Origin of the sequence: Nocardioides sp. CPCC 205120, assembly GCF_048654585.1 — a bacterium.
GTDB lineage: Bacteria > Actinomycetota > Actinomycetes > Propionibacteriales > Nocardioidaceae > Nocardioides.
The window spans coordinates 364723-384924 of record NZ_JBMCYY010000002.1 but is presented as its reverse complement, the minus strand read 5'-3'; the positions used below and the strand labels follow the sequence as shown (position 1 = coordinate 384924).

The 20202-nt window shown below is 75.1% G+C and carries 14 protein-coding genes; 11 read left to right on the top strand and 3 right to left on the bottom strand.

All coding sequences use genetic code 11. The annotated features are described in order from the left end of the window. The first annotated feature begins 74 nt into the window (after nucleotides 1-74). The 7 genes from ACOACO_RS12865 to ACOACO_RS12835 all read left to right on the top strand — a co-directional run bounded on the left by ACOACO_RS12865 (nucleotide 75) and on the right by ACOACO_RS12835 (nucleotide 11211). A complete protein-coding gene (locus tag ACOACO_RS12865) occupies nucleotides 75-2804 on the top strand; it encodes a DNA translocase FtsK (RefSeq protein ID WP_420296666.1) in 2730 nt (909 codons plus the stop codon). Beyond that, nucleotides 2801-4810, top strand: a complete 2010-nt coding sequence (locus ACOACO_RS12860) for a RodZ domain-containing protein (protein ID WP_420296665.1) — start codon at nucleotides 2801-2803, stop codon at nucleotides 4808-4810. Before ACOACO_RS12865 ends, ACOACO_RS12860 begins: the two co-directional genes overlap by 4 nt. A 67-nt stretch (nucleotides 4811-4877) precedes the next feature. Continuing rightward, a complete protein-coding gene (gene rimO, locus ACOACO_RS12855) occupies nucleotides 4878-6407 on the top strand; it encodes a 30S ribosomal protein S12 methylthiotransferase RimO (RefSeq protein WP_420296664.1) in 1530 nt (509 codons plus the stop codon). Then, nucleotides 6404-7018: a CDP-diacylglycerol--glycerol-3-phosphate 3-phosphatidyltransferase gene (pgsA, locus tag ACOACO_RS12850; RefSeq protein WP_420296663.1), complete on the top strand. Its 615-nt coding sequence runs from the start codon at nucleotides 6404-6406 to the stop codon at nucleotides 7016-7018. Before rimO ends, pgsA begins: the two co-directional genes overlap by 4 nt. A gap of 188 nt (nucleotides 7019-7206) precedes the next feature. Then, the gene (locus ACOACO_RS12845; protein ID WP_420296662.1) at nucleotides 7207-10326 is read left to right on the top strand and encodes an ExeM/NucH family extracellular endonuclease; all 3120 of its coding nucleotides are present in this window, start codon (nucleotides 7207-7209) and stop codon (nucleotides 10324-10326) included. Nucleotides 10327-10348: 22 nt separating this feature from the next. Next, a complete protein-coding gene (locus tag ACOACO_RS12840) occupies nucleotides 10349-10855 on the top strand; it encodes a CinA family protein (RefSeq protein WP_420296661.1) in 507 nt (168 codons plus the stop codon). A 41-nt stretch (nucleotides 10856-10896) separates the two neighbouring features. Next, nucleotides 10897-11211 (top strand): helix-turn-helix domain-containing protein, encoded by a 315-nt coding sequence (locus ACOACO_RS12835; RefSeq protein WP_420296660.1) that lies wholly within the window; start codon nucleotides 10897-10899, stop codon nucleotides 11209-11211. A 77-nt stretch (nucleotides 11212-11288) separates the two neighbouring features. On the opposite strand, the gene ACOACO_RS12830 is transcribed toward ACOACO_RS12835, so the two are convergent. The 3 genes from ACOACO_RS12830 to ACOACO_RS12820 form a co-directional block, all read right to left on the bottom strand. Continuing rightward, the gene (locus ACOACO_RS12830; protein WP_420296659.1) at nucleotides 11289-12095 is read right to left on the bottom strand and encodes a DNA-formamidopyrimidine glycosylase family protein; all 807 of its coding nucleotides are present in this window, start codon (nucleotides 12093-12095) and stop codon (nucleotides 11289-11291) included. Then, a complete protein-coding gene (locus tag ACOACO_RS12825) occupies nucleotides 12082-16863 on the bottom strand; it encodes an ATP-dependent helicase (protein WP_420296658.1) in 4782 nt (1593 codons plus the stop codon). The genes ACOACO_RS12830 and ACOACO_RS12825 overlap by 14 nt, the downstream gene beginning before the upstream one ends. A gap of 62 nt (nucleotides 16864-16925) precedes the next feature. After that, nucleotides 16926-17456 carry a GNAT family N-acetyltransferase gene (locus ACOACO_RS12820; RefSeq protein ID WP_420296657.1) on the bottom strand — a complete coding sequence of 177 codons (531 nt, stop codon included), beginning with the start codon at nucleotides 17454-17456 and terminating at the stop codon, nucleotides 16926-16928. Between the two features lie 41 nt (nucleotides 17457-17497). On the opposite strand from ACOACO_RS12820, the gene ACOACO_RS12815 reads away from it, so the two are divergent. The 4 genes from ACOACO_RS12815 to ACOACO_RS12800 all read left to right on the top strand — a co-directional run bounded on the left by ACOACO_RS12815 (nucleotide 17498) and on the right by ACOACO_RS12800 (nucleotide 20193). Beyond that, entirely contained in the window at nucleotides 17498-18127 is a 630-nt protein-coding gene (locus ACOACO_RS12815; RefSeq protein WP_420296656.1) for a DinB family protein, read from the top strand. After that, nucleotides 18124-18318 carry a DUF3046 domain-containing protein gene (locus ACOACO_RS12810; RefSeq protein ID WP_420296655.1) on the top strand — a complete coding sequence of 65 codons (195 nt, stop codon included), beginning with the start codon at nucleotides 18124-18126 and terminating at the stop codon, nucleotides 18316-18318. Before ACOACO_RS12815 ends, ACOACO_RS12810 begins: the two co-directional genes overlap by 4 nt. 254 nt (nucleotides 18319-18572) lie before the next feature. Then, nucleotides 18573-19619 carry a recombinase RecA gene (recA, locus tag ACOACO_RS12805; protein WP_420296654.1) on the top strand — a complete coding sequence of 349 codons (1047 nt, stop codon included), beginning with the start codon at nucleotides 18573-18575 and terminating at the stop codon, nucleotides 19617-19619. Continuing rightward, nucleotides 19609-20193 carry a regulatory protein RecX gene (locus ACOACO_RS12800; protein ID WP_420296653.1) on the top strand — a complete coding sequence of 195 codons (585 nt, stop codon included), beginning with the start codon at nucleotides 19609-19611 and terminating at the stop codon, nucleotides 20191-20193. The genes recA and ACOACO_RS12800 overlap by 11 nt, the downstream gene beginning before the upstream one ends. The last annotated feature ends 9 nt before the right edge of the window (nucleotides 20194-20202 follow it).

The following is a 20202-nucleotide window of genomic DNA, read 5'->3' as shown; positions in this document are numbered from 1 at the left end:
GCGTGACGAGGTCGCCCCGCGACACGCTCCTGTGAAGCATGGTGCGGGTGTGACGATCGCCTAGGGTCCCCACCATGGCGACCCGTACGTCTTCCCCACCGGGGTCGCGGAGCTCGAGCACGTCCAAGAACGGCGCGACGCGAGGCGGCGCGCCCCGAGGTGGTTCGAGCAACCGCTCCCGGAGTACCGGCAAGTCAGGCCGGACCACCGCGTCGCGCGGCACGACCGCGCGGCGCCCACCGGCGCGCCCGGCACCCCGGGCGGTGCGCAGCGGGCCGGGTCCCGTGCTGCGGTTCTTCGCCCTCCTCGGTCGCGGCCTCGTCGCCGCGTGGCTGGGGCTGGCCGGCGCGGTCGGCGGTGCCGCCCGCGGCATCGGCAACGCGGCCCGCGAGGTCGAGCCCGAGCACCGCCGCGACGGCGTGGGCCTCGCCCTGCTCGGGCTCGCTGTCGTGGTCGCCGGCGCCGTCTGGTGGCAGTTCTCCGGCGCCATGCTCGACACGGTGCGCACCGTCGTCGCCGGCTCGGTGGGCAAGCTCGCCGGCTTCGTCCCCCTCGCGCTGGTCTACGTCGGGTGGCGCAACATGCGCGATCCCGAGCGCAACGGCCCCGCCGGCCGCCAGGTGATCGGCTGGACCGCCCTCGCCTTCGGTGTGCTCGGCCTGGTCCACATCGCCAACGGCAACCCCGAGCCCGTGCTGGGCGACACCAGCGAGCTGCAGGACGCCGGCGGCGCCGTCGGCTTCGTCGTGTCCAGCCTGCTGCTCGACCTGCTCCGCACCGGCTGGGTCGTCGTGCCCCTGCTGGCGCTGCTCGCCTTCTTCGGCGTCCTCATCATCACCGCGACGCCCGTCTACCAGATCCCGGCGCGGCTGCGCGAGGCCCGCGACCGGCTCCTGGGCACGCCCGGCGGGCACGACGCCGCGGCCCGCGCCGCCCACCACGACGACATCGACCCCGAGGCGGGGGACCCGGCGTACGACACCCCGCTCGTGGGGGCGACCACGCGCAAGGAGAAGCGCGCCCAGCGCAAGGCCGAGAAGGAGGCCGAGGCCGCCCAGGCCGCCGAGGCCGCCGACGACGGCCCGGACGCGATCGACTTCCTCGCCAGCCTCGACCTGTCCGACCCGGTGACGCCTGCGGACGCGACCGACGGTACCGACGGTGCCGGGGACGCACCGGCGGGGGAGGTCCCGGCGAACGCGGGGGCCGTCGTCGCCGCGCCGGTGCCGCGAGGCGGCGCCACCCGTGCCGAGAAGGGCGAGCCGAAGGGCGACCTCGAGCCGCCGCCGCACGCGCAGCTGCCGCCCCGCGTGGAGCAGCTCTCCCTGTCGGGCGACATCGCGTACTCGCTGCCCGGCAGCGAGGTGCTCAAGCCGGGCTCCGTGCACAAGGCCCGCTCGAAGGCCTCGGACGCCGTGGTGGAGCGCCTCACCCAGGTGCTCGAGGAGTTCAACATCGACGCCCAGGTCACGGGCTACACCCGCGGCCCCACGGTCACGCGCTACGAGGTCGAGCTCGGCCCCGCCGTCAAGGTCGAGAAGGTCACCGCCCTCAGCAAGAACATCGCGTACGCCGTGGCCTCCGCCGACGTCCGCATCCTGTCGCCGATCCCCGGCAAGTCCGCGATCGGCATCGAGATCCCGAACCTCGACAAGGAGATCGTCTCCCTCGGCGACGTGCTGCGCTCCGGCACGGCGCGCTCCGACCCGCACCCGATGATCGCGGGCCTCGGCAAGGACGTGGAGGGCCAGTTCGTCGTCGCCAACCTGGCGAAGATGCCCCACCTGCTGGTGGCCGGCGCGACGGGCTCGGGAAAGTCGAGCTTCATCAACTCGATGATCACCTCGCTGCTCATGCGGGCCACGCCCGACGAGGTGCGGATGATCATGGTCGACCCCAAGCGGGTGGAGCTCAACGCCTACGAGGGCGTCCCGCACCTCATCACGCCGATCATCACCGACCCCAAGAAGGCCGCCGAGGCGCTGGCCTGGGTCGTGCGCGAGATGGACATGCGCTACGACGACCTGGCCAACTTCGGGTTCCGCCACGTCGACGACTTCAACAAGGCGGTGCGGGCCGGCAAGGTCGAGCTGCCGCCGGGCAGCGAGCGGGTGCTCTCGCCGTACCCCTACCTCGTCGTCATCGTCGACGAGCTCGCCGACCTGATGATGGTCGCGCCGCGGGACGTCGAGGACGCGGTCGTGCGCATCACTCAGCTCGCCCGCGCCGCCGGCATCCACCTGGTGCTCGCGACGCAGCGCCCGTCGGTCGACGTCGTCACCGGCCTCATCAAGGCCAACGTGCCCTCGCGGCTGGCGTTCGCCACCTCGTCGCTCGCCGACAGCCGCGTCATCCTCGACCAGCCGGGTGCCGAGAAGCTCGTCGGCCAGGGTGACGGCCTCTTCCTGCCGATGGGTGCCTCCAAGCCCATCCGCGTGCAGGGCTCCTGGGTCACCGAGGCGGAGATCGCGCACGTCGTCAAGCACTGCCGCGGGCAGCTCGAGCCGACGTACCGCGAGGACGTGACCGCGCCCGCTCAGAGCAAGCGGGAGCTCGACGACGACATCGGCGACGACCTCGACCTGGTCGTCCAGGCCGTGGAGCTCGTCGTGTCGACCCAGTTCGGCTCGACCTCGATGCTGCAGCGCAAGCTGCGCGTCGGGTTCGCCAAGGCCGGACGCCTGATGGACATCCTCGAGAGCAGGGGTGTCGTCGGCCCCAGCGAGGGGTCGAAGGCCCGCGACGTGCTGGTCAAGCCCGACGAGCTGGACTCCGTCATCGTGACCTTGCAGGGGGAGCAGTGAGCACGCACCACGCCCGCACCACGAACGGCCCCGACCGGGCCGACCACGACGCGCACGCCTCGGCCGCGCGCCGCGACCCGTTCGGCCTCGGCCTGCCCCGGCGCCCCGACTGGGAGGCGCTCGGCGTCGTCCACGAGGCCGTCGAGCCGGGCGCCGGTGAGGAGCTCGCCCCGGGCCAGGTCGTCGAGATCCGCCGCAGCGGCCTCGTCAGCGGCGCCATCGGCGTGGTCGCGGCCGGCCTGGCCGTCGCCTGGCTGAGCCGGGCCGCGGCCGACGGCGGCGTCGTCACCTGGGTCGTCACGGCGCTGCTCGCGCTCGTCGCCATCGCCCACCTCTCCTCCTTCGTGGACGCCCGGGTGCCGCTCGCGGTCGTCGACGAGCACGGCGTCCGCATGCGCCTGGGCCGCACCTGGCAGGGACTGCCGTGGGAGAGCGTCGACCACGTCGTCCACGTCCCGCGCGCCGGCCTGCTGCGCGACGGCTCCGTGCTGGTCGTGCCCTTCGAGACCGAGGCGGTGCTCGCCGGCCTCGACCGCCGGGCCCGCTGGCAGGCCTGGCTCGCGACCCGCTGGTACGGCGGCCCGTTCGCCCTGCCCGTCGGGCTCTCGACGCGCGTGGTGGGCACCGACGACGTCGCGACCTCGCTGCGCGACTTCGCCGACCCCGAGGTGCCCGTGCTGGTGCAGGAGCCGGAGCGCCCCGCGCCCGCCGCCGCGCCCGCCGACGAGGCCGTCGCCGACGATGCCACCCCCGAGCCCGTCGCCGAGCCGGTCGCTGAGCCCACCCCGGAGCCGACCGCGCCCGTTCGCGTGGTCGAGGTCGTCGCGCCACGGGTCGTCGAGGACGTGCCCGACCGCCCGGAGCTCGCGGCCGCCGCCGACCGGGCGGACGACCACGCCGCCGCCGCCGCCGCCGACGAGCGCGAGAAGACCACCCCCGACGCCACCCCCGACGCCCGTCCCCGCCTGCGCCCCTGGGTCGCCGCGGTCATCGCGCGGCTGGGGGAGCGCCGTACCGCCCGCGACGCCGGCCGCGCCCGCTCCGCCGACGACGTGGACGAGCAGTCCCACGCCGCCTCCGCGCTCGACCGGCCGGCCGTCGAGCCCTCCGCGGCGCCGTCGCCGCTGCGCGAGCCGCGCTCCGCCGTGCGGGCCGAGATCCACCGCGAGGTGCCCGAGCGCGTGCTGCCCGAGCAGGACGACCACCTGCGCCGGCCCGCGGACGACGGCCTCGCGGCGTACGACCGGGCCTGGGAACCGCTCCCGCCCGCCGTCGTGGCCGCGGAGCCCGAGCCGGAGCCCGAGGCGCGCCGCGAGCCCGTCATCGGTCCCGTGCTGGCCGACGCCCGGCGTCGTCTGGGCCTCAGCGTCGACCAGGTCGCCGACCGCACGCGCATCCGCCCGCACGTGATCGAGGCCGTCGAGGTCGACGACTTCGCGCCCTGCGGGGGCGACTTCTACGCCCGCGGTCACCTGCGCACCCTCGCGCGGGTGCTGGGCGTCGAGGCCGCCGAGCTCGTGCAGCGCTACGACGACGAGTACGCCGACGCCCCCATCGACGCCCGCCGCGTCTTCGAGGCCGAGCTGGCCACCGTGCCCGGAGGCTCGCTGCGCGCGACCCGGGGCGGCCCGAACTGGTCCGTGCTCGTCGCCGCGGTGATGGCCGTCGTGCTGCTCTGGTCGGTGGCGCAGCTGCTGCTCGACCGGGGCCCCGAGGTCGACACCGCCACGACCGGCGCCGCGGGCCTGTCCGCGGGCTCGACGGTGGCCCCCGTGCCCGTCGTGCTCACCGGCGCCGAGGCGCCGGCGGAGGTGACAGTGCGCGACGGCGACGGCGAGGTCGTGTGGCAGGGCCGGCTGGCCGCGGGGGAGAGCCGCACGGTCGACGCCCCGCCGCCGGTGCGGATCTCCTCGTCCGACGGCGCCGTGCGCGCCGGTCTCGGCGACGACGAGCCGTCCCCGCTCGGCCAGCCGGGCGACGCCGTGCAGCGCACGCTGGCGCCCTGACCGGCCCGTCGCGAGGGGCCGCCCGTTTCGACGGGCGGCCCGCCCCCGGGGCATACTCGGCCCGGTCATGACTGCGCCGACGACACCCCTGACCGAGCGACCCGCCGACCCCGCGGCGGCCGAGCCGCTCTCGGTGGCGATGGTGACCCTGGGGTGCGCGCGCAACGAGGTCGACTCCGAGGAGCTCGCGGGCCGCCTCGAGGCGGGCGGCTTCCGCCTCGTCGACGACCCGGACGCCGCCGACACTGTCGTGGTCAACACCTGCGGCTTCGTCGAGTCGGCCAAGAAGGACTCCGTCGACACGCTGCTCGCGGCCGCCGACCTCAAGGACGGCGGGCGCGCCCAGGCCGTCGTCGCGGTCGGCTGCCTCGCGGAGCGGTACGGCGCGGAGCTCGCCGACGAGCTGCCCGAGGCCGACGCCGTGCTCGGCTTCGACGACTACCCGGACATCGCCGCGCGGCTGCGCTCGATCGTCGCGGGCGAGACCCACCACCCGCACACCCCGACGGACCGGCGCCGCCTGCTGCCCATCAGCCCCGTCGAGCGCGGCGACGCCCTCGTCGCCTCCGGGCTGAGCGTGCCGGGCCACGGAGCCGACGCCCTGGTGATCGACCCCGCCGAGCCGCTGGACGACGTCGCGCCGGCGAGCGGCCCCCGTGTCTACCGCCGCCGGCTCGAGAACGGCCCGACGGCGCCGCTGAAGCTGGCGAGCGGCTGCGACCGCCGCTGCACCTTCTGCGCCATCCCCACCTTCCGCGGCTCGTTCGTCAGCCGACGCCCCTCCGACGTGCTCGGCGAGGCCCGCTGGCTCGCGGGCGAGGGCGTGCGCGAGCTGTTCCTCGTCAGCGAGAACTCGACGTCGTACGGCAAGGACCTCGGCGACGTGAAGCTGCTGGAGACCGTGCTGCCCGAGCTCGCCGCCATCGAGGGCGTGGCCCGCGTGCGGGTGTCGTACCTGCAGCCGGCCGAGACCCGCCCGGGGCTGATCCGCGCCATCGCCACGACCCCCGGCGTCGTGCCCTACTTCGACCTCTCGTTCCAGCACGCGAGCAACCCGGTGCTGCGGCGGATGCGTCGCTTCGGCGACCCCGAGAGCTTCCTCGCCCTGCTCGAGCGCATCCGCGGGCTGGCCCCCGAGGCCGGCATCCGCTCCAACGTCATCGTCGGTTTCCCCGGCGAGACCGAGGAGGACCTCGAGGTGCTGTGCGACTTCCTCGAGGCCGCCCGCCTCGACGTCACCGGGGTCTTCGGCTACTCCGACGAGGACGGCACCGAGGCGGCGGACCTCGACGGCAAGCACGACGAGGACGAGGTGCGCGCCCGCACCGAGCACGTGACCGCACTGGTCGAGGAGCTCACGGCGCAGCGCGCCGAGGAGCGGATCGGCGAGCGCGTCGAGGTGCTCGTGGAGCGCACCGGCGACGAGGGCACCGAGGGCCGCGCGGCCCACCAGGGCCCCGAGGTGGACGGCACGACGACCCTCGTCGACGCCGACGGCGACCCGGTCGACGCGCGGGTGGGCGACCTCGTCGACGCCGTGGTGGTGGCCAGCGAGGGCGTCGACCTCGTGGCCCAGGTGAGTGAGGACGCTCGATGACGGACGCGCCGGTGAAGGTCAGCAACTTCAACCTGCCCAACGCCCTCACGACGCTGCGGATCGTGCTCGTGCCGTTCTTCGGCTGGGCGCTGCTCGTCGACGGCGGCGACTCGGTGCTGTGGCGCACCGTCGCGTGGGCAATCTTCTTCGTCGCGATGGTGACCGACAAGGTCGACGGCGACCTGGCGCGGGCCCGCAACATGGTGACCGACTTCGGCAAGATCGCCGACCCCATCGCCGACAAGGCGATCACCGGGATGGCCTTCGTCGGCCTCGCGATCGTCGGGGACATCTGGTGGTGGGTCGCGATCGTCGTGCTGCTGCGCGAGTGGAGCGTGACGCTCCTGCGCCTGTCCGTCGCCCAGCAGGTCGTCATCGCGGCGGCCCGCAGCGGCAAGATCAAGACGGTCCTGCAGGCCGTCGCGCTCGGCCTGCTCACCCTGCCGCTGCGGCAGGTGGACGGCTGGCTCGACGTGCCGGGCGAGGTCGTGTTCTACGCCGCGCAGGCCGTCCTGGCCGCAGCGGTCGCGATGACCCTGTGGTCGGGCTACGAGTTCTACCGCGACCTGGTCAAGCAGCGCGACGTGCTGCGCCGCGCCCCCCGCGCCTGACGGACCCCCGCGACGCCGCGTGCGTCGACCCCTCCTCCGCGCCGGGCGCGGCGGGTCGATGCCGGAACCGTTACCGACCGTTCACCGTGAGGCGTTGACCTGGTCGTCGGGCCGGGATGGGATGGCCGGGTTCCTCCTCTGCCCGGACGCCGGCTCGGCGAGCGTCCGAACCTGTCGAAAGGTCGCTCGTGTCCGTACCTCCGCAGAACCCGCCAGCCCCCGCGCGTCGCGCGACGAGGAGCCGCGCCCGCCGCGCCCTCGCCGCCGGCCTCGGCGCCGGCGTCGCCGCCACGTGCCTCGTGGCCGCGCCCTCCCAGGCCAACCCGGCCGGCACCGGTCTCGTCATCAGCGAGGTGTACGGCGGCGGTGGCAACTCCGGCGCCGCCTTCAGCAACGACTTCATCGAGCTCTACAACCCGACGGGCGCGGCGATCTCCCTCGACGGCCTGGCGCTGCAGTACCGCTCCGCCGCCGGCGGCAGCGGCGGCGTGCAGTCGCTCACGGGGTCGGTGGCCCCCGGCTCGTACTTCCTGGTGCAGGCGGCCGCCGGCTCCAACACGAGCCTCCCGGCCCTCCCGGCCCCCGACGCGACGGCCCCGTTCAACATGTCGGGCAGCGCGGGGCAGGTGCTCCTGCTCAACGGCACGAGCGCGTTCACCGGCTCCGGTGACCTCGCGGGCAACGCCGCGCTCGTCGACGCGCTCGGCTGGGGCTCCGCCACGACGAGCTTCGAGACCGCGCCGGCTGCGGGCACCGCGAACGCCACGAGCGTCGCGCGCACCGCGCCGGGCACCGACACCGACAGCAACACCGCCGACTTCCGCGTCGGCGCCCCGACCCCGCAGGGCTCCGGCGCCGCGCCGGACCCCGACCCGGAGCCGGACCCGGAGCCGGAGACCCCGACCGCGGTCTCCATCGCGCAGATCCAGGGCACGGGTGCGAGCACCCCGCTCGCCGGCCAGCGGGTGTCCACCACCGGCGTCGTGACGGCGGCGTACCCGACGGGCGGCTTCAACGGCTTCTACGTCCAGACCGGCGGCACCGGCGGCACGGCCAAGGCGGCCGGCTCGGCCTCCGACGCCGTGTTCGTGTACGGCGGGTCGTCCGGCTTCGCGACGTACCCGGAGGTCGGTGACTCGGTGCAGGTCGTCGGTACCGCCACCGAGTTCGGCACCCTCACGCAGGTCGACGCCAGCGCCGGCACGTGGACCGAGCTGGCCACGCCGCTGGCGGCCGTGACCCCGCGCGCTTTCGCGCTGCCGGGCACCGACGCCGAGCGGGAGATGTACGAGGGCGAGCTCGTCGCGCCGTCGCAGTCCTACACGGTCTCGAACAACTACAACCTCAACAACTTCGGCGAGATCGGGCTCGCGCTCGGCGACCTGCCGCTGCTGACGCCCACCGAGGTCGCGGACCCGCAGGACGCCGAGGCCCTGGCCGCCGTCATCGCCGACAACGCAGCGCGCGCGATCGCGCTGGACGACGGTGCGAGCACGAACTTCCTCTCCACCTCCAACGGCGGCGCGAACAAGGACATCCCGCTGCCCTGGATCACGCCGGAGCGCTCGGTCCGCGTCAACGCGGGCGCCGAGTTCACCGCCCCGGTCGTCCTGGACTACCGCAACAACACGTGGAAGTACCAGCCCACCACGCAGCTGACGGCCACGGGCGCCGCGCCCGCCACCTTCGAGGACACCCGCACGGCGTCCCCGGAGGACGTGGGCGGCGACCTGCAGCTCGCCACGTTCAACGTGCTCAACTACTTCAGCACCACCGGTGAGGACTTCGTGGAGTCCGGCGCGGGCACCTGCTCGTACTACACCGACCGCGACGGCGCCCCGGTCACCAACAACCGGTGCAACCCCGACGGTCCGCGTGGCGCCGCCGACCAGGAGAACCTGGAGCGGCAGCAGGCGAAGATCGTCGCCGCGATCAACGCGATCGACGCCGACGTCATGTCGCTCGAGGAGATCGAGAACTCGGCCGCCTTCGGCCGCAGCCGCGACCTCGCCCTCGCCACGCTGGTCGAGGCCCTCAACGCCGACGCCGGCAGCGAGCGCTGGGCCTTCGTGCCGTCGCCGAACGCGGTCCCCGCGTCGGAGGACGTCATCCGCACGGCGTTCATCTACCAGCGCGCCGACGTCGAGACGGTGGGCGCCTCGCGCATCCTGCTCGACTCCACCGCCTTCGCCAACGCCCGCCAGCCGCTGGCCCAGGCGTTCAAGGCCCGCGGCGCGAGCGACGACTCCGCCTTCACGGTCGTGGTCAACCACTTCAAGTCCAAGGGCGACTCGAGCCCGCCGGCCACCGGTGACAACGCCAACGGCCTCCAGGGCGCCTTCAACGGCGACCGCGTCCGCCAGGCCGAGGCCCTGACGGCGTTCGCCGACGAGGTGGCCGAGGAGCTCGGCACCGAGGCGGTCTTCCTCGCCGGTGACTTCAACTCGTACTCGATGGAGGACCCGATCCAGGTCCTCGAGGAGGCGGGCTACACCAACCTGTCCTCCGACGACGAGTGGACCTACAGCTTCAGCGGCCAGTCGGGCTCCCTGGACCACGTCCTCGCGAACGAGGCCGCGCTGGCCACGGTCACGGGCTCGGACATCTGGGAGATCAACGCCGTCGAGCCGATCTCGTACGAGTACAGCCGGTACAACTACAACGCCACCGACTTCTACTCGCCCGACCCGTACCGGTCGTCGGACCACGAGCCGCACGTCATCGGCATCAGCGCCGACCAGGCTCCCGTCGAGTCCGCGGTCGTCACCTCGCCCACCACGGGCGCGTACGGCGACGCGATCCGCATCCCCGTCGAGATCGACACCGAGGGCGCCGGCACCGGCACCGTCGAGGCCATCTGGGGCGGTCGCGTGCTCGGAAGCGCCGAGGTCGTGGACGGTCGCGCGACCATCGTGCTGCCGCGTCGCCAGCTGGCGCCGAACACGTACCGCGTCGGCATCCGCTACTCGGGCGACTCCACGACGTACCCGTCCACGGGCGGCGTCGTGCTGACGGTCGGCAAGGCGCGCTCCGTGCTCGTCACGGCCGCCTGGCCGCAGCCGATCGCCCCGGGTGCGCGCGGCACGCTCGGCATCGAGGTCGGCAACTCGTCCGGTGCCCCGGCCAACGGCTGGGCCAACGTCGTGTACGGCGGCCACGCCCTGCGGGTGCAGGTCGTCAACGGCTTCGCCCGGGTGTCGCTCCCGCCGGTCCGCACCGCGGGCTGGCAGCGGGCCAGCATCTACTTCGAGGGCAGCGCCACGATCAACCCGGCGTTCGCCACGCTGGGGGTGAAGGTCGGCCGCTGACGCCGACCGCCATGATGGGGGGATGACCATCCCCACCGTCCCTGCCGAGGCCCTCGACGCGCTGGTCGCGTCGGGGGCCTCGCTCGCTGTCGCCGAGTCCCTCACCGGCGGCCGCCTCGCGGCCGCGCTCACGGGCGTCCCGGGCGCCTCCCGGGTGTTCCGCGGCGGCGTCGTGGCCTACGCGACCGAGGTGAAGGTCGCGGTGCTCGGCGTGCCGACCGCGGTGCTCGAGGCCGACGGGGTGGTGTCGGCCCGTTGCGCTGCGGCGATGGCGGCCGGCGTCCGGCGCCTGCTCGGCGCGACGTGGGGGATCTCCACGACGGGGGTGGCCGGCCCGGACGGGCAGGAGGGGCACCCGCCCGGCACGGTCTTCGTCGGCGTGGCCGGTCCGACCGGATCGGCGCGGGCGGAGCGCCTGCACCTCGCGGGTGACCGGGCGGCGATCCAGGAGGCGAGCGTCGCGGGCGCCCTCGCGCTGCTCGTGGCCGAGGCGTCGAGCCGGCCGCGGGATGAAACGGCCATCGGGTAGCGTTGCAACCCACGCGAGGGACCGAGGTGAAAGGACGGCGCATGGTGCTCTTCCGACGCTCGTTGGGTGACGTCCTCCGTCGTGAGCGCGTGCAGCGCGGCATGACGCTGCGGGAGGTCTCCGCCGGGGCCCGGGTCAGCCTGGGCTACATCTCCGAGATCGAGCGCGGACAGAAGGAGGCGTCCTCGGAGCTCCTGGCCTCCCTGTGCGCCGCCCTCGAGGTGCCGCTCTCCGACGTGCTCCGCGAGGTCAGCATGGAGGTGGCGCGCGAGGAGTCCGTCGTGCTGGCCGCCGCGACCCCGCTCAAGGTGCACCCGCGCCCGGCCGCCGGCGAGGTGGTGGCCTCCGCCGCCTGAGGCCCGGCGCCCGTCGCCACCGATCCACCACCGCCCGCCCGAGCCCCGCTCGGGCGGGCGGTGTCGTCCACCCTCGTTCACCCCTCCGGCTGGCAGTGGGGGCACCAGTACGTCGTGCGCTCGCCCCGGTCGGGGTGCTCGTCGTCGGTGCGGAGGTGGCGCACGATCGGCGTGCCGCAGCGGCGGCACGGCTTGCGGGCGCGCCCGTACACCCACAGCTCGCGGCCCGGCCGCGTGTCCCCGGTCGTGCACCGCACCACCCGGTCCTTGTTGAGCACGAGCATCTGGTGGGCCCGCTGCACCAGCCGCTCGGGCCGGGTCACCACCCCCACGGGCGTCGCCGGGTGCACGCCGGCCACGAAGCACAGCTCGTTGGCGAACACGTTGCCCACCCCGGCGAGCGAGCGCTGCTCGAGCAGGGCCTCGACGACCGGACGCCCCGGGTCGGCGAGCAGCCGCCGGGTCGCCTCGGCGGCGTCCCAGTCCGGCCCCAGCAGGTCCGGGCCGAGGTGCCCGACGGCCTCGTCCTCGTGGGCCGTCAGCAGCAGGTCGACCACGCCGAGCGCGAAGCCGACGGCGCTGACGTCGCCGCTGCGCAGCACGACGCGGGCCTCGTGCGCGGGGCGCCGCCAGCGCTGCCCGGCGGTGTAGGTGTGCCAGACGCCCTCCATCTTGAGGTGGGTGTGGAGGGTCCAGTCGCCGGTCTCGTGCTGGAGCCGGGTGAGCAGGTGCTTGCCGCGCGGGACGGTGGCGACGTGCCGGGAGCCGGCGAGGTCGACCGTCGCGAGGCGCGGCACCCGCAGGTCGACGACGTCGAGCACCCGCCCGGCCAGGGCGCGGTCGAGCCCCCGGGCGGCGCGGTAGACGGTGTCACCCTCGGGCACGGAGGTGCAGCCCCTTCGGCGTCGTCGTGAACCCGGCGGCGGCGAGCGCCTGGCGCAGCGGCGTGTCCGGGGCACCGAGCAGCTGGCTGCCGTCGGCCTGCTCCACGGTCAGGCGCCCGAGGCCGCCGCGGCGCACCGTGCCGGCCAGGCCGTGGGCGGCGCGGGTGAGGGTGCCGGGGTCGTCGGTGAACGTCAGCAGGGTGCGACCGCCGCGCTCGACGTACAGCACCAGCTCGCCGTCGACGAGCACGACGACCGCGCCGGCCTTGCGCCCGGGCCGGTGTCCGCTGGCGCGGCCCTCGCCGTCGGTCGCGGCCTCGCTCGCCGGGCGGTCGGGCCAGGCCAGCGCGGCGCCGAAGGGGTTCGCCGGGTCCGTCGCGGCCAGCACGTGGGTGGCCGGTGGCGTGGAGGACCCGTCGACCCCGCCGGCGGGCTCGGCGAACGTGCGCAACCGGTCCACGGCGCCCGTCGTGCCGAACTGCGCCGCGCCGAGGCTGCCGATGAAGTAGCCCCGCCGGCACCGGCCGGACTCCTCGAACGCCGACAGCACCTTGTAGACGGCGGCGAACCCGCCCGGCAGCCGCTCGCTCACCGCCGCGCCGCGGGTCACGACCCCGTGACGGGCAAGCAGGAGCTCGGCGGCGGCGTGGCCGCGCCGGGTGGCGTCGTCGTCCGCCTCCGGCACGAGCGACCAGCGCCCCGACGTGCCCACGGGCACGCCACCGGATCGGGGCGTGGGGTGGGGGCGGGCGGTGCCGCCGCCCAGCGGCCCCCGGCCGCGCACCCCGACGCCGCGGGCGCGCGGCGCCGGTCGTCGGGAGCGGTGCGCGCCGGAGCCGCCGACGCGGTCGCGCACGGGGGAGAAGGTGTCGTTGGTGACCCGCCCCGCCCAGACGAGGTCCCACAGCGCGGCCGCCAGCGCGCCGTCGTCGAGGGTGCCCGCAGCCTGGCCGAGCTGCCGGAAGAAGTACGCCCCGCCGGGCTGCAGCGCCTCGAGCACCCGGTCGTGCAGCTCGGACGCGTCGTACGGCGCGGGCAGCGGCACCGTCAGCTCGGCGCTGTCGGCCAGGTGCAGCGAGACCCACCCGTCGGCGCCCGGGAGCGCGCCGTGACCGGCCCAGATCACCTCGCCGCTCGCGGTGAGCTCGTCGAGGTACGCCGGCACGTAGTCGCGCACGCGGGCGGGCAGCACGAGCGTCTCCCACGCCGAGGCGGGAACGGCGCACCCAGCGAGCTGGTCGACGGCGGTGAGGACCCCGTCGACGCCGTGGAGCCCGCCCCGGCGCGACGGCTGCCGCGGCATCGGCCGGGAGCCGTCGGGCTGCGGCTGCTCCGCCTCGGCCACCTGCTGCCAGGCGGGCAGGAAGCGCCCGAGCGCGCCGGGGTCGACGGGCTCGACCTCCTGGCGCAGGCGGGCGAGGGATCGGCGGCGCACGCGGCGCAGCACCTCGGCGTCGCACCACTCGCCGCCGCTGCCGCCGGGCCGGAACTCGCCGTCGACGACGCGGCCCTGCGCGCCCAGGCGCACCAGGGTGGTGGTGACGACGGCCGGCCCGAGACCGAACCGGTCCGCCACGTCGGCGGTGGTGAAGGGTCCGTGGCTGCGCGCGTAGCGGGCGACGAGGTCGCCGAGCGGGTCCTCGACCTGCTCGCCGAACACCTCCGGCACCCCCGGCGGGACGGGGACGCCCAGGGCGTCGCGCAGCCGCGCCACGTCCTCCACGACCGCGCGCCGCTCCTCGCCCGCGACGCGGACCGTGACGACGCGGCGCGCCTCGACGAGCGAGGCCACCCACGCGGCCGTCTCCGCCGCGTCGGCGGTGGAGCGGGCGACGACCTCGTCGGGCGTCAGCGGGCCCACGAGCCGCAGGAGGTCGGCCACGCCCTCGGCGTCGCGCGCCCGCCGGTCGGGCGCGAGGCGCTGCAGCTCGGCCTCGACCTCGGCGAGCACCTCGGGGTCCAGCAGGTCGCGCAGCTCGGTGCGGCCCAGCAGCTCCGCCAGCAGCGTGGGGTCGAGGGACAGAGCGGCGGCCCGCCGCTCCGCGAGCGGCGAGTCGCCCTCGTAGAGGAACTGGGCGACGTACCCGAACAGCAGGGTGCGGGCGAACGGCGACGGCGACGGCGTCTCGACGTCGACGAGCTGCACCTCGCGCCGCTCGACCTGCGCCTGGAGGCCGAGCAGCCCGGGGAGGTCGTAGACGTCCTGGAGGCACTCGCGGACCGTCTCGAGCACGACCGGGAACGCCGGGTACTTCGACGCGACCTCCAGCAGCTGCGAGGCTCGCTGGCGCTGCTGCCACAGGGGGGAGCGCCGGCCCGGGTCGCGGCGGGGGAGCAGCAGCGCACGGGCTGCCGCCTCGCGGAACCGCGACGCGAAGAGCGAGGAGCCGCCCACCTCGGTGGTCACCAGGTCGGTGAGCTCGTCGGCCTCGAACGCGAACACCTCGGCGCCCGGCGGGTCCTCGCCGGTGTCGGGCAGGCGCACGACGATGCCGTCGTCGAAGGCCGTCGCCTGCCCGTCGACACCCGTCCGCTCGCGGATGCGGGCGTTGACCGCCAGGGCCCACGGCGCGTGGACGGGCACGCCGTACGGCGAGTGCAGCACCAGCCGCCAGTCGCCCAGCTCGTCGCGGAAGCGCTCGAGCAGCAGCGTGCGGTCCGAGGGCAGCACGTTGGTCGCCTCGCGCTGCTCCGCGACGTACTCCACCAGGTTGTGCGCGGCGTTGGCGTCGAGGCCGCGCTCGCGGACGAGGGCCACGGCCTCGGCGCGGGGCAGCGCCCCGAGCTCGCGGTGCAGCGCGCCGACCGCGGCACCGAGCTCGGCCGGACGACCGGGGGAGTCGCCCTTCCAGAACGGCAGGCGGCCAGGCACGCCCGGCGCGGGCGTGACGAGCACGCGGTCGTGGGTGATGTCCTCGATGCGCCAGCTGGTCGCCCCGAGCGCGAAGACGTCGCCGACACGCGACTCGTAGACCATCTCCTCGTCGAGCTCGCCCACCCGCCGACCGCCGCGGGCGCTCTTGTCGTCGGCGCCGCCGGTCACGAGGAACACGCCGAACAGGCCGCGGTCCGGGATGGTGCCGCCGCTGGTCACGGCCAGCCGCTGCGCGCCGGGCCGGGCCGTCAGCGTGCCGGCCACGCGGTCCCACACGACCCGGGGGCGCAGCTCGGCGAACTCGTCGGAGGGGTAGCGCCCGCTCAGCAGGTCGAGGGTCGCGTCGAACGCGCTGCGCGGCAGGGTCGCGTACGGCGCGGCCCGCCGCACCAGCGCGTAGAGCGCGTCGACGTCGACCGGCTCGAGCGCCACGGTGGCGACCACCTGCTGCGCCAGCACGTCGAGGGGGTTCGCCGGGACCCGCAGCGCCTCGATGGCCCCCGAGCGCATGCTGGCCACGGCGACGGCCGTGGGGGCCAGGTCGGCGCGGTGCTGGGGGAACAGCACGCCGCGGGAGACCTCGCCGACCTGGTGGCCGGCCCGCCCGACGCGCTGCAGCGCGCTGGCGACGCTGGGCGGCGAGCCGATCTGCACGACGAGGTCGACGGCGCCCATGTCGATGCCCAGCTCGAGGCTGCTCGTGGCCACCACCGCGGGCAGGCGCCCGCTCTTCAGGTCGTCCTCGATGAGCGCGCGCTGCTCCTTCGAGACCGAGCCGTGGTGGGCGCGGGCCACGAGCGGGGCCGCGCCGGTCGTGGTGCCCGACTGGGCGATGGCCTCGGCGGGGAAGCGGGTGCGTGCGGGCGGCGCGTCGACCCGGTCGTCGTGCTCGACCCGGTCGTCGTGCTCGTCGTCGTGCCCGTCGTGGGGGGTGGCGCCCGCCTCGACCGCCGCGCGCTCCTCGTGCCGCTCGGCCGCGAGCTCGTTGAGCCGGGCGGTGAGGCGCTCGGCGACCCGGCGGGAGTTGGCGAACACGATGGTGGAGCGGTGGGCCTCGACGAGGTCGAGCACGCGGTTCTCCACGTGGGGCCAGATGGACGAGGCCGCCCGGCCGCTGTCGGGGTCGGTCTCGTCGTACTCGCCCGGGGCGGTCATGTCCTCCACCGGGACGGCGACCTCGAGCTCCCACGCCTTCTCCGAGGGCGGCGCGACGACGTCGACGGGGGCACCGCCGCCGAGGAACCGCGCCACCTCCTCGATCGGGCGGACGGTGGCGGAGAGCCCGATGCGCTGGGCGGGCTGGGGCAGGAGCGCGTCGAGGCGCTCGAGGGTGACGGCCAGGTGCGCCCCGCGCTTGCTTCCGGCGACGGCGTGCACCTCGTCGACGATGACGGTCTCGACGCCTCGCAGGCTCTCGCGGGCCTGCGAGGTGAGCATGAGGAACAGCGACTCGGGCGTCGTGATGAGGATGTCGGGCGGCCGGGTGCCCAGGCGCCGGCGGTCGGCCGCCGACGTGTCGCCCGAGCGCACCCCGACCTGCACCGGTGGCACCTCGACGCCGAGGCGCTCGCCGGTCGCCCGGATGCCCACCAGGGGCGAGCGCAGGTTGCGCTCGACGTCGACGGCGAGCGCCTTGAGCGGGGAGACGTAGAGCACCCGGCAGCGGTGTGCGGCCTCCTCCGGTGGCGGGGTGGTGAAGAGCCGGTCGATGGCCGAGAGGAACGCCGACAGCGTCTTGCCGGAGCCGGTCGGGGCGACGACGAGCGCGTGGCGGCCCGTGCCGATCGCGTTCCAGGCGCCCTCCTGCGCGGGCGTCGGCGCGGGGAACGCGGCGGCGAACCACGCCTGCGTCACCGGGCTGAAGCGCTCCAGCGCCGAGGTGGGTCCGACCATGCCCGACATCCTGACAGGCGCCACCGACACCCGGCGGGCGCGCGGCCCGGGGACACTACCGGTCAGTCGAGGACCGCGTCGCCCGTCGGGATGTTGACGAGCATCCGCTGGTAGAACGCCATGTCGACCCAGTGGTCGAACTTGTTGCCGACCTCCTTGAACTCCCCGACCTTGGTGAAGCCGCACGCGACGTGCAACCGCTCGCTGGCGGGGTTGGGCAGGGCGACCGCGGCGATCGCGGTGTGCACGCCGGAGATCGCCATGGTCTGGAGCAGGGCCGGGTAGAGCATCCGGCCGACGCCCTGGCCGCGCACCGAGCCGTCGAGGTAGATCGACGTCTCCCGCGTCAGCGCGTAGGCGGGGCGGGGACGGAAGGACCAGGAGTAGGCGTAGCCCACCGCGTGGTCGTGCTCGTCGACGGCGACGAGCAGGTGGTCGCCGGGGTGCTCGCCGTCGAGGCGGGCGCGCCAGTACTCGGCGTCGGGCGGCTCGAGGTCGAACGTGGCGAGCGAGTGCTCGACGGCGTGGTTGTAGATGGCGGCGATCCGGGGCAGGTCGCGCTCGTTCGCGGAGCGGGTCGCGTACTCGGCCATCCGCCCATTGTCGCGCAGGCCGGCCTTGAGAGGATGCGGGGGTGAGCAGCTCGTGGGAGGCCCCGGCCCCGGACGTCAAGGACTGGACGTGGGTCCTGGACCGCCCGTGCCCGGAGTGCGGCACGGCGAGTGCAGCCCTCGACGTCGAGGACCTGCCGCCGCTGCTGGCCGTCACGACCGAGGCGTGGCACCGCGTCCTGGCCCTCCCGGGCGCCGCCGAGCGACCCCGTCCAGGCACGTGGTCCCCGCTGGAGTACGGCGCGCACGTCCGCGACGTGCACCGCGTCTTCGACGAGCGCCTGGCGCTGGTGCTCGAGACGCACCCGGGCCCGGCGCGGTTCGCGAACTGGGACCAGGACGCGGCGGCCGTCGAGGGGCGCTACCACGAGCAGGACCCGGCGGTCGTGGCCGACGAGCTGGCCGACGCGGCCGAGCGCGTGGCCCGGCGCTACGCCCGGGTGGGGCCCGACGACCTCGCCCGCACGGGGCTGCGCAGCAACGGCTCCGCCTTCTCGCTGGTGACGCTGGGGCAGTACCACCTGCACGACGTCGTCCACCACCTCCACGACGTCGGCGCCCCGGTGCGCGACGCCCTCCCCGCCCCCGCCCGTACGACGGTGCGCACCCCCGCGGGACCGCCGGCCGCCGCGACCCCGGGGGAGGGCGCGTGAGGCTCACCGAGTTCTGGGCGCGCCTGGAGGTCGCGGTGGGTCCGCGCCTCGCGCGGTCGTGGGCCCAGACGCAGGTGCACCCCGCGCTGGGCAACCGCACGGTGGTCGAGGCGCTCGACGCCGGGGAGGACCCGCGGGACGTGTGGGCGGTGGTCCACCGCACGCTGGAGCTGCCCGACTCCGAGCGTTGAGCAGGGGCCCGGGACCGCGCGGCGCCCCGGCGGGGACCGGGGCGGGACGCGCCGACACGCCGCGCACGGGTCCTGCCTGACATCGAACACCTGTTCGTCTACGCTTTTCCCACACAGGCACAAGATCGGGTCGAGATGTCCCCAGGCGCCGGCGGCTGACCGTCGTTGTCGGTGGCTCGTCCTAGCGTCGTGCTCACGCGAACGACACAGGCAGCGCACGCTGCCGCTGGACTCGGGCCACGAGCTCGGAGGGGATGGACACCATGGCTGGTGCAGACCGCGGCAAGGCGCTCGACACGGCGCTCGCGAGCATCGAGAAGCAGTTCGGCAAGGGCTCGGTGATGCGTCTGGGCGACGACACCCGGGCTCCCCTGGAGGTCATCCCGACGGGCTCGATCGCCCTCGACGTGGCGCTCGGCCTCGGCGGCCTGCCGCGCGGCCGCGTCGTCGAGATCTACGGCCCGGAGTCCTCCGGAAAGACGACCGTCGCCCTCCACGCGGTCGCCAGCGCCCAGCGCGCCGGCGGCATCGTGGCGTTCATCGACGCGGAGCACGCGCTCGACCCCGACTACGCGAAGGCGCTGGGCGTCGACACCGACGCGCTCCTCGTCTCGCAGCCCGACTCGGGTGAGCAGGCGCTCGAGATCGCCGACATGCTGGTGCGCTCCGGCGCGCTCTCGCTCATCGTCATCGACTCCGTCGCGGCGCTCGTGCCGCGCGCCGAGATCGAGGGCGAGATGGGTGACAGCCACGTCGGTCTCCAGGCCCGCCTCATGAGCCAGGCGCTCCGCAAGATGACCGGTGCGCTCAACGGTGCCGGCACCACGGCGATCTTCATCAACCAGCTGCGCGAGAAGATCGGCGTCATGTTCGGCTCGCCCGAGACGACCACGGGTGGCCGGGCGCTGAAGTTCTACTCCTCGGTCCGCCTCGACGTGCGGCGCATCGAGACGCTGAAGGACGGCACCGACTCGGTCGGCAACCGCACCCGCGTGAAGGTCGTGAAGAACAAGGTCGCCCCGCCGTTCAAGCAGGCGGAGTTCGACATCATGTACGGCAAGGGCATCAGCCGCGAGGGCGGCCTCATCGACGTCGGCGTCGAGTCGGGCCTCGTCCGCAAGGCGGGCGCCTGGTACACGTACGACGGCGACCAGCTGGGCCAGGGCAAGGAGAACGCGCGCAACTTCCTGCGCGACAACCCCGACCTGGCCGACGAGCTGGAGAAGAAGATCCTCGAGAAGCTGGGCGTGGGTCCGCAGGTCGACCAGCCGGCGGAGCCGATCGGCGTCGATGACTTCTGATCCCGCCGAGCTGCGCGCGCTGCTCGACGCCCCTCCGCCGCCCGACCCGGTGGCGGAGGGTCCCGACGCCGACGTCGAGCAGGTGGCCCGCACGATCCTGCTCGACCAGCTGACGGGGCGGGCGCGCAGCCGAAAGGAGCTCGCCGACAAGCTGGCCGCACGCGACGTGCCGGCCGACGTGGCGAGCCGCCTGCTCGACCGGTTCGAGGAGGTCGGCCTCGTCGACGACGCCGCCTTCGCACGCACGTGGGTGGACGGCCGGCGCTCGGCCAAGGGCCTGGCGCGTCGGGCACTTGCGCAGGAGCTGCGGCGCAAGGGGGTCGACGACGAGGTGGCCCGCGAGGCCCTCGACGAGATCGAGCCCGACGACGAGACGGCGACCGCGCGGGCGCTCGTGCGCAAGCGGCTGCGCTCGCTCTCCGGCGTGGAGGCTCCGGTGGCCACCCGCCGCCTCGTCGGGATGCTCGCCCGGAAGGGGTACAGCCCGGGCACGGCGTACGCGGTCGTCAGCGACGAGCTGCGCCGCCAGGGCCGCGAGGTCGACGACCTCGACCACGACCTGGGCGACGACTGAGCCGAGCGG

Coding starts and splice junctions, on each gene's coding strand:
- ACOACO_RS12865 (WP_420296666.1), top strand. CDS start 75: ATGGCGACCCGTACGTCTTCCCCACCGGGGTCGCGGAGCTCGAGCACG.
- rimO (WP_420296664.1), top strand. CDS start 4,878: ATGACTGCGCCGACGACACCCCTGACCGAGCGACCCGCCGACCCCGCG.
- pgsA (WP_420296663.1), top strand. CDS start 6,404: ATGACGGACGCGCCGGTGAAGGTCAGCAACTTCAACCTGCCCAACGCC.
- ACOACO_RS12840 (WP_420296661.1), top strand. CDS start 10,349: ATGACCATCCCCACCGTCCCTGCCGAGGCCCTCGACGCGCTGGTCGCG.
- ACOACO_RS12835 (WP_420296660.1), top strand. CDS start 10,897: ATGGTGCTCTTCCGACGCTCGTTGGGTGACGTCCTCCGTCGTGAGCGC.
- ACOACO_RS12825 (WP_420296658.1), bottom strand. CDS start 16,863: ATGGTCGGACCCACCTCGGCGCTGGAGCGCTTCAGCCCGGTGACGCAG.
- ACOACO_RS12820 (WP_420296657.1), bottom strand. CDS start 17,456: ATGGCCGAGTACGCGACCCGCTCCGCGAACGAGCGCGACCTGCCCCGG.
- recA (WP_420296654.1), top strand. CDS start 18,573: ATGGACACCATGGCTGGTGCAGACCGCGGCAAGGCGCTCGACACGGCG.
- ACOACO_RS12800 (WP_420296653.1), top strand. CDS start 19,609: ATGACTTCTGATCCCGCCGAGCTGCGCGCGCTGCTCGACGCCCCTCCG.